The 13,036-nt window shown below is 67.0% G+C and carries 10 protein-coding genes, 1 tRNA gene and 1 pseudogene; 9 read left to right on the top strand and 3 right to left on the bottom strand.

The window, feature by feature from the left end; translation table 11 throughout:
* Positions 1-7: 7 nt before the first annotated feature.
* Positions 8-592 carry a hypothetical protein gene (locus tag ACQFZP_RS06575; protein ID WP_211890687.1) on the top strand — a complete coding sequence of 195 codons (585 nt, stop codon included), beginning with the start codon at positions 8-10 and terminating at the stop codon, positions 590-592.
* On the opposite strand, the gene ACQFZP_RS06570 is transcribed toward ACQFZP_RS06575, so the two are convergent.
* Positions 593-2,101: a PucR family transcriptional regulator ligand-binding domain-containing protein gene (locus tag ACQFZP_RS06570; RefSeq protein ID WP_211890686.1), complete on the bottom strand. Its 1,509-nt coding sequence runs from the start codon at positions 2,099-2,101 to the stop codon at positions 593-595.
* Between the two features lie 134 nt (positions 2,102-2,235).
* On the opposite strand from ACQFZP_RS06570, the gene ACQFZP_RS06565 reads away from it, so the two are divergent.
* Genes ACQFZP_RS06565 through glsA (ACQFZP_RS06550) form a run of 4 tightly spaced genes read left to right on the top strand, consistent with a single transcriptional unit; the run spans position 2,236 to position 7,566 of the window.
* Positions 2,236-3,744, top strand: coding sequence for an amino acid permease (locus tag ACQFZP_RS06565; protein ID WP_211890685.1), 1,509 nt, complete (start codon positions 2,236-2,238; stop codon positions 3,742-3,744).
* Positions 3,741-5,453 carry a flavin monoamine oxidase family protein gene (locus ACQFZP_RS06560; RefSeq protein ID WP_374100748.1) on the top strand — a complete coding sequence of 571 codons (1,713 nt, stop codon included), beginning with the start codon at positions 3,741-3,743 and terminating at the stop codon, positions 5,451-5,453. The genes ACQFZP_RS06565 and ACQFZP_RS06560 overlap by 4 nt, the downstream gene beginning before the upstream one ends.
* A gap of 9 nt (positions 5,454-5,462) precedes the next feature.
* A complete protein-coding gene (gene glsA / locus ACQFZP_RS06555) occupies positions 5,463-6,509 on the top strand; it encodes a glutaminase A (RefSeq protein WP_307852769.1) in 1,047 nt (348 codons plus the stop codon).
* 10 nt (positions 6,510-6,519) lie between these two features.
* Positions 6,520-7,566, top strand: coding sequence for a glutaminase A (glsA, locus tag ACQFZP_RS06550; RefSeq protein ID WP_307852768.1), 1,047 nt, complete (start codon positions 6,520-6,522; stop codon positions 7,564-7,566).
* Between the two features lie 10 nt (positions 7,567-7,576).
* Here glsA (ACQFZP_RS06550) and ACQFZP_RS06545 read toward each other — a convergent pair whose 3' ends face one another.
* Complete coding sequence (locus ACQFZP_RS06545; protein ID WP_146080763.1) at positions 7,577-7,759, bottom strand: hypothetical protein; 183 nt, start codon at positions 7,757-7,759, stop codon at positions 7,577-7,579.
* A gap of 326 nt (positions 7,760-8,085) precedes the next feature.
* Here ACQFZP_RS06545 and ACQFZP_RS06540 point away from each other — a divergent pair, with 326 nt between their 5' ends.
* Positions 8,086-8,520 carry a hypothetical protein gene (locus ACQFZP_RS06540; RefSeq protein ID WP_211890684.1) on the top strand — a complete coding sequence of 145 codons (435 nt, stop codon included), beginning with the start codon at positions 8,086-8,088 and terminating at the stop codon, positions 8,518-8,520.
* A 21-nt stretch (positions 8,521-8,541) separates the two neighbouring features.
* Here ACQFZP_RS06540 and ACQFZP_RS06535 read toward each other — a convergent pair whose 3' ends face one another.
* Entirely contained in the window at positions 8,542-9,804 is a 1,263-nt protein-coding gene (locus tag ACQFZP_RS06535) for an MFS transporter (protein WP_211890683.1), read from the bottom strand.
* A 405-nt stretch (positions 9,805-10,209) separates the two neighbouring features.
* Here ACQFZP_RS06535 and ACQFZP_RS06530 point away from each other — a divergent pair.
* The 3 genes and pseudogenes from ACQFZP_RS06530 to ACQFZP_RS06520 form a co-directional block, all read left to right on the top strand.
* Positions 10,210-10,283: transfer RNA gene (locus ACQFZP_RS06530), tRNA-Pro, on the top strand.
* 484 nt (positions 10,284-10,767) lie between these two features.
* Positions 10,768-12,030, top strand: coding sequence for an ATP-binding protein (locus ACQFZP_RS06525; RefSeq protein ID WP_211890682.1), 1,263 nt, complete (start codon positions 10,768-10,770; stop codon positions 12,028-12,030).
* A 281-nt stretch (positions 12,031-12,311) separates the two neighbouring features.
* Positions 12,312-12,953: pseudogene (locus ACQFZP_RS06520) on the top strand (IS481 family transposase); the annotation flags it as partial.
* Positions 12,954-13,036 lie beyond the last annotated feature (83 nt).

Below are 13,036 nucleotides of genomic sequence, written 5' to 3'. Positions count from 1 at the left end.
GAGACGCGTGTCGGTACGGGCTGGGCGGTGGTTTCTGGTGGTGGCGGCTGTCGCATTTATCGCCGGCCTCGCGTGGTTCGCGCTCGTCGAGGCTGTCGCGGGGTCGTGGGCGAAGGGTTCGACGGGTGGCGCGGTGCTGGCGCTGCTCGGGGCCGTGGCGCTCAGCGCGGGCGCGGTGCTCTTCGGTCGGTTCGTCGAGGCGAGGGTCGAGGGGGCCGGTCTCGTGATCAGGTCCGTGCGGCGAAGGGAGCGGGTCATCCCTGTCGACGTCATCGACGAGGTCGTCGTCGTCGAGCGCCTGCTGCTTCCGACTAGGACGGGCCCGGGGACTGCCGCGCGAGTGATTCTGCGGCGCCGTGACGACACGATCGCGGCGTTCACGCCGCATGGTCTCCGGGTCGTGGACGCGCTCTTGGCGGCGGGGTGCAGCGTCACGCGCATCAGCGAACCGCTCTCGCCGATGCGCGTGCGGCGCCGGTACCGGGGCGGGGCGAGTGTCGGCGAGGTTCTCGTGGCGGGAGCGCCGGCGTTCGCGATCGTCGTCGCAGCGCTGGTGCTGCTCTGGGCCTTGACCGAGTTGCTCGCCGGGTAGCTATTCGACGTAGTCGAGGGCGATGACGAGTTCGGCGCGCACGCGCGCGTCGTCGAGGTCGAGACCGAGCAGCCCCCGCAGCTGGTCGATGCCGCGGCGCACGCTGTTGCGGTGGATCCCGAGTTCTCGACCGGTCGCGTCCCAGTGCCCGTTGGCGTGCAGCCAGGCTCGGAGCAGCGCGAGCTTCGCATCCCGCGCGTCGGCGTCGAGGGCGAGCAGCGGTTCGAGGCGCCGGTCGGCGAGCGCCCGGCCTGAGGCTGTGCCGATGAAGGAGTGCACGGGGGCGAGGTCGGCGCCGACGCGCACCACTCCACCGTCTTCGCGCGCGCGACGCTCGAGAGCGCGGGCTTCGGCGGCGGATGCGCGCAGCTGCTCGGGTGCGACGGGCCGCCCCACGACGAAGCTCCAGCCTTCGTCGACGAGGGATGAGAGTCGTCGTTCGGTGACGTCGAGGCGCGTGATGAGCGTCACGGTGGCGTGCTCGGCGGAGATGGTGACGAGCTTCGTGTCGAAGAGGCTCCGCCAGCGGTGCAGCTCGCTGGTGCCTTTCGCGGCGGATGGTGCGCAGGCGACGACGACCCGAAGCGTCCGGGCGCGCGCATCACCGCCTGCGGCCTGCGCGAGCAGCTCGCGCCAGAGCTCGCCGTCCTGGCCGACGTTCGAGCGCGCGAAGACGTCACCGTCTTCGAGGAGCAGCGGCACGAGCAGCTGCCCGGGCGCGACGCTGCCGGAGGTGCGCTGTCGGGCGATGAGCTCGAGCATGCCGTGGGCCGTCGTGAGGAACGCGTGGGCTGTCGAGCCGGCCGGGGGAGCGGCCTCGACGAGCAGGGTGCCGAGGGACGCGCCGCCAAGGCTGCGCAGCGGGTAGATGGCGTGGCCGCTCTTGGTCGGGTCGGCGGCCTCCGCGAGGGCGCCCAGCACGGGCGCCGGCGGCACCTGTCCCGCCCGGGCGCGCACGGTTCCGCCCTGGCCGACGACGGCGGCCCACGAGTGGAGGCGTTCGGCGAGCGCCGCCGCGACGGCGGTCTCCGGCTGGTCGGCGGATGCGGCGCGCAGGAGCCTGCGGGTGGCGTCGGCGAGCGTGCGCAGCGCATCCACTCGCCGCAGCTCGGTCATCTCGGCGAAGGTGCGGGTGACGGCGACGAACGGGGTGTCGCTCGGGATGCGGATGAGGGTGAGGGCGTGCGCCCGGCACGCGTCGACGAGCGCGGGGGGAACTTCGGTGAAGACGGGGTCGATGCCGAAGCCGATCGCCACGACGCCGACCCGGACGGCCCGCTCGATGTAGCGGGCCAGGCCGGCTTCGTCGAGGCCGCGCAGGCCCACGCCGGCGGTCAGCAGGAACTCTCCGCCGAGGAGGTACGGGGTCGGGTCGGGGAGGTCGCTCGAGGCGACCCAGCGGATGCTCGTGTCGAGGGATCCGTCGACGACCGCCTCGAGGTGCAGCTCGGGGCGTGCGAGCAGCTGGGCGATGGTGATCTGGCCGTGCGGTGACGAGGGTGATGGCATGCGAGCTCCCGTGCATTCTGTCGCATCTTCGCGACGAACCGAGCATATCGCCCGTGTCTGCGCTGCGCGGTGCGACCATACGATGGCCACGCTCAACAGAGCTGATCGATCCCTGATCAAGAACGGAACCGTCAATGGCGACATCACCCACCACGACCGGCAGGTCCCGCACGCCGCTCGGCGCGCAGCTCCTGCGCCGCAAGCCGCTGGAGCAGCTCACCGACGAGTCGCTGACCGAGTCTGGCGAGGGCGGCCTGAAGCGCACGCTCGGCATGTGGCAGCTGACGATGATCAGCGTCGGTGCGACGCTCGGCACGGGTATCTTCGTGATCCTCGGCACCGCGGTCCCGCTGGCGGGCCCCGCCGTCTGGATCGCGTTCGCGGTCGCCGGTCTCGCGGCGCTCCTCTCCGCCCTCTCCTACGCCGAGATGGCGAGCTCCGTTCCCGTGTCCGGCTCGAGCTACTCCTACTCGTACGCGACGATGGGCGAGGGCGTCGCCTGGGTGTGCGGCTGGTGTCTCGTGCTCGAGTACGGCGTGTCCGTCGCAGCCGTCGCCGTCGGCGCCGGCCAGTACGTCAACGAGACCCTTGGCGTCTTCGGCCTCGCGCTGCCACCGGCCCTCGCGAACCCGATCGGCCTCGACGGCGGCTTCTTCAACCTGCCAGCGGCCGCCCTCGTGATCGTCGCGATGCTGCTGCTCGTGCGCGGCGCGAAGGAGAGCGCCTGGGTCAACACGGTCATGGTCGCCATCAAGGTCATCGTGCTGCTCATCTTCGTCTTCATCGCCTTCACGGCGTTCACGACGCAGAACTTCGAACCGCTCGCCCCCATGGGCGCCGCCGGCGTCGCGGCCGCCTCGAGCCGCCTCTTCTTCTCGTACATCGGCTTCGACGCCGCCTCCACGGCGGGCGACGAGGCGAAGAACCCGCAGAAGGACCTGCCGCGCGCCATCATCCTGTCGATGGTCATCGTCACGGTCGTCTACATCCTCGTCGCGGTCGCCGCCATCGGCGCGCTCCCGTGGACCGAGTTCAACGACGGCGAGGCCGCGTTCGTGCGCATCCTCACCGACATCACGGGCCAGCCGGCGCTCGCCCTCATGTTCTCGGTGGGTGCCGTCATCGCCATCGCGAGCGTCGTGCTGACCGTCTACTACGGGCAGACGCGCATCCTGTTCCGCATGTCGCGCGACGGCATGGTGCCGAAGATCTTCGGCCGCGTGCGCCCCTCGACCGGCACCCCGGTCGCCGGCACGGTCATCGTCGGGACGATCATCGCGATCGTGGCCGCTTTCATCCCGCTCGGCGAGCTGGCGGATGCGACGAGCATCGGCACCCTGTTCGCGTTCGCGCTCGTGAACCTCTCGGTCATCTACCTGCGCCGGGCACGCCCCGAGCTGCCACGCAGCTACAAGGTGCCGTTCTTCCCCGTCGTTCCCATTCTCGGCATCGTCATGTGCCTCGGCCTCATGGTCACCCTGGGCGGTACCACGTGGATGGTGTTCGGTCTGTGGATGCTCGTGGGCGTCGCCCTGTACTTCGCGTACGGTCGGAAGCACTCCATCGTCGGCGCCATGAGCGAGAACGACTACGTCAACGCGGCAACGGCCGCGACCCCCGTCATCATGAAGGAGCACAAGTGACCATCGCGACCCCGATGCCGAGCGGCCCCCAGCGCGCTGAAGGCGCATCCACGCCGCAGGACCCGCAGCCGGTGACCATGCTGAACCCGGACTTCCCGTTCAGCTACGACGAGTTCCTCGCGCACCCGGCTGGCCTCGGCTCGGTGCCGGAGCACCGCCACGGCACCGAGGTGGCCGTGGTCGGCGCCGGAGTCGCAGGTGTCGTCGCCGCGTACGAGCTCATGAAGATGGGGCTCAAGCCCGTCATCTTCGAGGCTGACAGCATCGGTGGGCGCCTGAAGACGCGCTCGTTCGACGCCGCTCCGAGCGTGATCGCCGACCTGGGCGGGATGCGCTTCCCCGAGTCGGGGCGCGCGTTCTACCACTACGTCGATCTGCTCGGGCTCGAGACGCAGGCGTTCCCCAACCCGCTCGCGGAGGTGACCCCGTCGACCGTCATCGAGCTCGCCGGGACCTCGTTCTACGCGGAGACTCCCGCCGATCTGCCCCCGTTCTTCACGGAGGTGGCGGAGGCGTGGAAGCGCGCGCTGACGGAGGAGGCCGACCTGGTTCGCATCCAGGACGCCATCCGGGCGCGTGACACCGAGACCCTGAAGGCCGCCTGGAACGAGCTGGTGGGGAAGTTCGACAACCGCTCGTTCTACGGTTTCGTGGCAGAGAGCGCGGCCTTCAGGGATCTCAGCTTCGAGCACATCGAGGCCTTCGGGCAGGTGGGCTTCGGTACGGGTGGATGGGACACCGACTTCGGCAACTCGATCCTCGAGATCCTGCGGGTCGTGTTCACGAACGCCGACGACGCGCACCGCCGCATCGTGGGTGGCGCGCAGAAGCTGCCCGTCGACCTCTGGCACCACGAGCCGACCGAGCTCGAGCATTGGCCAGAGGGCACGAGCCTCGCGAGCCTTCACGGCGGCGTGCCGCGCGGCGCGGTCGCCGCGATCAGGCGCGGCGCGAACGGCGGGGTCAGCATCACGGAGAAGTGGGGGCGCACCCAGGAGTTCGCGTCCGCCATCGTGACGTGCCAGTCGTGGCTGCTCTCGGCCCGCATCGACACCGACGAGGCGCTGTTCACGCCGGAGATGTGGACGGCCATCGAGAAGAGCCACTACATGCTCTCTTCGAAGACGTTTGTCATGGTCGACCGCCCGTTCTGGCGCGACCTCGACCCGGCGACGGGCAAGCCCGTCATGAGCATGACCCTCACCGACCGTCTGCCCCGCGCCACCTACCTGATCGACGAGGGGCCAGACAAGCCGGCGGTCATCCTGCTCTCCTACACGTGGAACGACGACGCCCTCAAGTGGCTGGCCCTCGACGCGTCGGAGCGCACGCGGCTCATGCTGCACTCACTCGACAAGATCTACCCAGGGCTCGACATCGGCGCGCACATCGTGGGCGAGCCGATCACCGTGTCGTGGGAGGCCGACCCCAACTACATGGGCGCCTTCAAGAACAACCTGCCAGGCCACTACCGGTACCAGGAGCGCCTCTTCGGGCACTTCGTGCAGGACGATCTCGCCGCCGAGCAGCGGGGCATCTTCCTCGCGGGCGACGACATCTCGTTCACGGCCGGCTGGGCGGAGGGTGCCGTCACGACGGCACTCAACGCCGTGTGGGGCGTCGCGAAGCACCTGGGCGGCGCATCCGCTGCCGAGAACCCTGGACCGGGGGACGTGTGGTCGGAGCTTGCTCCGGTGCGCCTCGACTAGCCTTCCCGTGTGACTGACACTGGGAACGGCTCCATAGACGCAACGCACATGTTCGGCGACGAGCCGGAGATGGTGCACTCGAGCCGCTCGGCGATCTCGACGGGGCAGCTGCCCGACTCGGGCGACGTGAAGACGGCGATCGACGAGACGTACGAGCAGTTCTCGTCGGTCGACGACGGCGAGGTGCCCGACTACATTCCTGCGCTGGCGGATGCGGATCCCGACCTGTTCGGGATCTGCATCGTCTCGACGGAGGGGCAGAGCTACAGTCGCGGCGACGCGGAGCTGCTCTTCACGATCCAGTCGATCTCGAAGGCGTTCGTGTTCGCGCTCGTGCGCGAGGAGGTCGGGCACACGAAGGCGCGCGAGCTCGTGGGCGTCAACAACACGGGTCTGCCGTTCGACTCGGTCATGGCGATCGAGCTCAACGGCGGCCGCACCATGAACCCGCTGGTCAACGCGGGCGCGCTCGCGACGTCGGCCCTCGCGCCGGGGGAGACGTGGGAGGAGAAGTGGGACTTCATCCTCCGTGGCCTCTCCGGCTTCGCAGGGCGTGACCTCGAGATCGACGAGGACGCGTTCGAGTCTGAGCGCAAGAACAACATCCGCAACCAGGGAATCGCGCGCCTGCTGCAGAGCTACGGGCACATCACGCTCGACCCGCACGAGGTGACGGAGCTGTACACGCGGCAGTGCGCGCTGCTCGTCAACACGGAAGACCTCGCCGTCATGGGGGCCACGCTTGCCGACGGCGGGAAGAACCCGAAGACGGGCGAGCAGGTGATCGGGCAGGGTGCGTCCAGGGACGCCCTCGCCGTCATGGCCGCGAACGGGCTCTACGAGGCGAGCGGCGAGTGGCTGTACGAGATCGGGATGCCCGCGAAGAGCGGCGTCTCGGGCGGTCTGGTCACGATCGCCCCGGGCAAGGGCGGGTTCGCGAGCTACTCGCCGCGCCTCGACGACGCCGGCAACAGCGTGCGCGGCATCAAGGCGGCCAGGCACCTCTCGAACGAGCTCGGCATGAACCTCTTCGCGTCGGGCACCGTGCAGGACTAGATTCGGGGTCGTGACGACTCTCCCCGAACAGACGCTCCTGCCGGAACACCCGACCGCGTTCCCCAGCGAGCCGGACCTCGTGCATCCCGACACCCGCGTGGTGTCGACCGGCAGTCTGCCGGATGCCGAGCATGTGCGGGAGATGCTCTCCGAGACATATGAGCGGTACCGCCACGTGCAGGACGGCGCCGTCGCCGACTACATCCCTGCGCTCGCGGAGGCCGACTCGTCCTGGTTCGGGCTGAGCCTCACCTCGGCGACGGGGCACCGATTCTCGTTCGGGGACGCGCAGCTCAAGTTCTCGATCCAGTCGATCTCGAAGGCGTTCGTCTACGCGCTGGTCGTGCAGGAGCTGGGGCACGAGGAGGTGCGCGAGCGCATCGGCGTCAACAACACAGGGCTGCCGTTCAACTCGGTCATGGCGATCGAGCTCAACGGCGGACGCACCATGAACCCGCTCGTCAACGCGGGGGCGATCGCGACGACGTCGCTCGTGCCCGGGAAGACGTGGGATGAGAAGTGGGACTTCATCCACGCGGGGCTGTCGAACTTCGTCGGCCACCCGCTCGAGATCGACGAGCGCGTCTACGAGTCTGAGATGCAGACCAACACGCGCAACCGCAGCATCGCGAGGCTGCTCGAGAGCTACGGGCACATCTCGCTCGACCCGACGCAGGTGACCGAGCTGTACACGCGGCAGTGCTCGCTGCTTGTCACGGCCGAGGACCTCGCCACGATGGGGGCGACGCTCGCCGACGGCGGCGACTGCCCCATCTCCGGCGTCGATGTCGTCGATCCGTCGGTGAGCCGCGACGTGCTGTCCGTAATGGCGACGAACGGCATGTACGAGGCGAGCGGCGACTGGCTGTTCGAGGTGGGCATGCCGGGCAAGAGCGGCGTCTCGGGCGGCATCGTCACGATCGCGCCCGGCAAGGGCTCGCTTGCGACGTTCTCACCGCCACTGGATGCGGCCGGCAACAGCGTGCGCGGCATCCGCGCGACCAGGCACCTCTCGAACAAGCTTGGCCTGAACATGTTCGCGTCGACCGTGCAGTAGGCGCGGGTGCTCAGTCGTTGCGGTCGCGCCGCAATGACGGAGCGAAGATGACGACGATCAGCAGCATCGCGCCGGCGGTGAGCCACGGGCCGAACTGGCTCGGGTCTCCCGCGATCACCACGACGGAGCCGATGAGGAGGAGGCTGGCGGCGATGACCATGGTCAATGCGAACGGTCTCGGGTATCGGTTCACGCCGAAAGCCTACGCGGCTCCCGCTATCGGATGTCCGATCGTCGGGGGCCTCTGAATCCTAGGGGCGTTCTCTCGCTGCTTGAGTTCCCAACCTCTGAGCCTGACTCGGCGGTTGAAAACACGGGCGGTGATCGCGGTTGCGTGGCCGCTTTCTCGGAGTTGCGAGGCTGGCGCACGTATGTGGACTCGGTGGCGCCCGGCAGGGGCTGGGCGTCTCAGGCCGGTGCTACATTCGGGCGCGGGGGATGGGGGTCTTCATGGCGGTTCGTGGGTTGCTTTTTCGGCCGGCTCTTGCCTGGTACGCGTCGAGTCTCGGAGCGCAGCTGGTGGCGTTTCTGGTGACGTTCGCGGTGTCGGTGCTGTGGTGTGTGTGGGGGACGACACCGGAGGAGGGGATCCGCCCGGTCGCTGCTGGCGAGTTCCTGCTGCCGGTGCTTGCGGTGATCTTCGCGGAGGCTGCCGCGTGGGTGGTCGGCGGGGCCAGGGATGCGCGCTGGGCGGTCGTGTTCGCGGCCGTCGGCTCGCTGGTGAGCTCTGTGGTCGTGGCGGTCGGGATGTTCGTGGCCGAGTTCGGTGTGACGCTCGAGGTGCTGAGCGTGCCGGCGACGAGTGCGCTCGCGTGGGTGTGGCTCTGCGTCCCGCTGTGGTGCGCGCTGACGGCGCTCAGCGTGGAAGCCCTAGTCGGTTTCGGCTGGCTGTCGCGGCCGAGCTACGTCGGCTTCCTGCCGCGGCTCCGCACGCGTGCGGAGGCGACAGCGTAGCGAGGCAGGCCGCTGGCCCGGCTAGGCTCCGACGTCGGCGCGCTCGGCGGCGGGGATCGTGCGGAGCCCGGTGGTGTCGAGCGAGTGGCGCTTGTCGCGGCGTTCGACGGAGACGCCGAGTGCGGTGAGGCCCATGCCGAGGACGGCGAGGACGACGCCGACCCAGCCGGGGGCGAGGTAGCCGAGGCCGCCGGCGATGACCATGCCGCCGAGCCACGCGCCGAGGCTGTTGCCGACGTTGAAGGCGGCGTGGTTGATGGCCGCTCCGAGGAGCGCGGCCTCGTCGGCGATGCGCACGAGGCGCGACTGGATTGCCGGCAGCAGCGACGACGAGGTGAGGCCGAGGAAGAACACGGCGATGAACAGGCCGATCGGGTTCGAAGCGATGAGGCTGTAGAAGACGAGTGAGGCGATGAATGAGCCGAAGCCGATGAACATCGTGCGGGTCAGGTTGCGGTCGGCTGCCCATCCGCCGATGAGGTTGCCGAGCGTCATGCCGACGCCGAGGGTCGCGAGCACCCAGGGCACGATGCCGGCGCCGAGGCCGGTCTCGCGGGTGGTGACTTCGGCGATGTACGAGTAGACGGCGAAGAAGCCGCCGAAGCCGATGGCGCCGACGGCGACCATGATCCAGAGGCGCGGGTTCTTGAAGGCGATGAGTTCCTTCATGGCGCTGCGCTCGGGGTTGCCGGGGTAGCGGGGCACGAAGAAGAACACGAGGAGGAACGTCACGAAGAAGATCGCGGCGACGAGCACGTACGCGTAGCGCCAGCCGCTGGCCTGGCCGAGCCAGGTCGCGAGGGGCACGCCGAAGATGTTGGCGATCGTGAGGCCGGAGAGGGCCAGGGCGACGCCTTGGCCCTGCTTGCCTGGGCCCATGATGCGGGCGGCGAGCAGTGAGGCGACACCGAAGTAGGCGCCGTGAGGGAGCGCCGCGATGAAGCGCATGACGGCGGTCGTGCCGAAGTCGGGCATGAGGGCGGATGCGGCCGAGGCGACGATGAAGATGCCGAGGAGCCAGAAGGCGAGCTTCGTCTGCGACATGCGTGCCGCGAGCACCGCGAACACGGGGGCGCCGACCACAACGCCGAGGGCGTAGGCGGAGATCAGGATGCCCGCCTGCGCGATGACCGCATCCGGGTTCTGTTCGAAGCCGGGGAGCAGTTCGCGCGCGATGTCGGGCAGCAGGCCCATCGTGGCGAACTCGGTGACGCCGATGCCGAACCCTCCGAGCGCGAGCGCGAAGAGGGCGATTCCTCGCCGGAAGGGGGTGAGTTCGGGCATGACCTGCATGTTGCGGACCTCTGGTTCTGAGTTCGGGGACTGGGTTCGCAACGCTGCGCGCCTACCAGGCTATTCCCAGGCGGTCGATTGTGCGAACAATCGGGCATGTGGATGTGCTCGGGGCCGGTGCGGCCGCGAGCGTGCCCACGCCTCGGATTCACTTGGGCGCCCGCTGCCGCTCCCGGTTCCTGCTCGCGCGGCTGTGCGCGCCAGGTGGCTGCCCCGGAGCAGAGTTGTGGCCCGCTGCTGTCGGCGCGGTTGCTTCGTACATCGCGCCACAACTCTTCGGTGGTCGACCGCGGCCGCGCGACGTTCGTCGGTGCGCGACACGTTCGACACGGTGGTGCGCGAACCTCCCAGGTTCCGGTAGGATGGTCGAGTTGTCCTCGCGGATAACGAAAGCCACGGGCTGTGGCGCAGCTTGGTAGCGCACTTGACTGGGGGTCAAGGGGTCGCAAGTTCAAATCTTGTCAGCCCGACGGTGTGAAGTGTCGGGACATCGTAAAAAAGATGTCCCCACTCTTCGGCGATTATCCCCCTCCTTCGGGAGGGGGATTTTTGTTTTTGGGTTGATAGTCGCGGTTTGGGTTGATGGTGTGTTGGGCGAGGATCTCGCCGGTGGTCGGGTTCGTGACGATGGTGTCGCGGTCGTGGATCAGGATGAGGACTGGTGAGGGCCCCGGTCCTGATGGCGAGGACGATGACGCGGTTTCGGTTCCCGGCAGACATGCCTCACCGTCGGGGGTGTCCAGCATGTCCCGACACTTCGCTCGCGCGCCGACCCCCGAGACAGGGTATGTGCAGGGTGTCTTGGGAAAACTGCACAGGATGTCCTGGAATCACACGCTGGCGGCTTGACCGAGAAAGGCTCGGAAGCTCGCAAGAGTCTCCGGGCCATCTGCGTGCGGGAATCCCCAACACCTCCGCTATCATTCGACTATGGCCAGGTCGAAGGAATACTCCGTGTACGACGTTTTCGGCATGTCACGCGACGTGCCGGCGAACTACGCTGTCCGTCAGGCGGTTGACAAGGCATTCGTTGACGCGCTGACGCAGGATAAGCACATCGTCATTCATGGAAGTTCGAAGCAGGGCAAGACTTCGCTACGCAAGTTTAACCTCGGTGAAGGCGACCACTTAGTTGTGACATGTTCTAACAAGTGGGCGCTTCGAGACTTGCACACCGCAGTCCTTAAGGCTGCGGGGTATGTGGTTGAGGGAACGACTACACGAACGGTCTCTGGTGATTTCAAGATTCGCGTTGAAGCTCGCGCCGGGATCAAGGTGCCACTCGTCGGAGAATTCGGGGGTGCCGCCGGGACTGATGCAGGCCACACGGAGCAAACGACCCAGCAGGGTCAGGCGTTGGAGCTCGATCCGAACGATGTGAACGACGTGATCTCTGGCCTCCAGAACGCGGAGGCGCCAAAGTACCTCGTGCTGGAGGATTTCCATTACTTGCCGGAAGACACCCAGAAGGACTTCGCGGTCGCACTCAAAGCGTTCCATGAATCGTCGCTGTACAGCTTCATAGTCGTCGGAGTGTGGATCGACGAGAACCGAATGACGCAACACAACGGCGATCTTGGCGGACGAGTGGTGTCGATCAACGTCGACAAGTGGCGCGAGGTTGATCTGCGCGAAGTCGTCAACGAAGGGGCGCGATTGTTGGCGATCGATTTTGCACCCGAGTTCGTCGACGCAGTGCTTGAGAGCGCGATGGATAGCGTCTGGATTGTTCAGGAAGCTTGCAAAATCGCGTGTGAGGCAGCCGGAGTTTTTGCGACGATGAGCGACCGTACGCTCGTTTCCGCGGACGGTACCGCGATCGTGAAGGCAGTCGTTGACTCTGACTCCGCGCGCTTCAACGGTTTCCTCACCCACTTTGCTGAAGGGTTCCAGAGTGCACGCTTGGAGATCTACCGGTGGCTTTTGTACGCAGTCATCATGGCGGACTCCAGTCAACTCGAGAAGGGAGTCTCATACGGTGAGATCTCGCGTGCGATCAACGATGCTCACCCTGAGCAGAAGGTGAACGCGGGAAACATAACCATCGCACTTGCCGCGATCGCGCGATTGCAGGTGAACAAGTTGGCCGTGAAACCCATCGTTCTTGACTACGATCAGACTGCAAGAAGACTCGCGGTCGTGGACCGCAGTTTTCTCGTCTGGCTGCAGCATCAAGATCAGAGCGACTTACTGGAGATCATTGGCGTAGACGTCTAGGCTTACTGCCCTCGGACGTTTTGACCGACTGACGCAAGCGCAGACGTTTGTGCAGCATGTCGTGCATGCTATTCACCATCACGAGCACGAGAGTTTTCGTAGGCCGCAAAAACGCACCCCTGAACCCTCGCCCGGATGGATGCCTTAGCATCGTGTTCCAGTTTATTGATTGCGGGTAGAGCTACTGCAGTGCTGTGGAGCGATTCCAGTACCAGCGGCGAACACGGAGAACTGCCCAGACTGCTTCCGCGACGGTGAAGCGCTGACGAATGACTCCTCCGGACCGCGCTCTCCGACGCTTCCGCATGCCCCGCCTCGCAACTCGACCAAGCCGCCGGACTCCCTATCCGAAAGCCGCGGCCGGTCAGATACGAGCGAGCACACGCAGACGATCTCGTCCACGTCGATACCAAGAAACTCGGCCGCATCCCCGGCGGTGGGCACCGCAAGCTCGGCCGCACCATCGGGAACCACAACAACGAAAACAGGGCCGCGGCTACGTTTTCCTCCACGACGCGGTCGATGACCACTCCAGGATCGCGTACTCCGAGATCCTCGAGAACGAACGTAAAGACACCGCCGCCGACTTCTGGCACCGCGCGAACACCTACTTCGCCAGCATCGGCATCACCGTCAAAGAAGTCCTCATTGACAACGGCTCCTGCTACCGATCACACGCCTTCCGAGACACACTCGCCAACACGAACATCACGCACCGCCGAACCCGCGTCTACTGCCCCCAAACCGAAGGCAAAGTCGAACGTTTCAACCGAACCCTCGCCCAGAAATGGACCTACGCGAGCACCTACGACGGCGACGAAGCCAGGGCCGCGACCTACGACACCTGGCTCCATCACTACAATCACCACCGACCCCACACCGTCATCAAAGGCGCGACCCCATCAGAACGCGTTCACAACCTCACGACGGAATACAAGCTCGGCCCCGCACCCCGACCGCCAGCATCACCACCGCGCGTACCCCAGGCGACCGCTGCGTTGCTCGA

Source organism: Pseudoclavibacter sp. Marseille-Q434 (genome assembly GCF_050315415.1).
GTDB lineage: Bacteria > Actinomycetota > Actinomycetes > Actinomycetales > Microbacteriaceae > Pseudoclavibacter.
The sequence above is the reverse complement of the archived record's forward strand: the minus strand, read 5'-3'. Positions and strand labels throughout refer to the sequence as shown.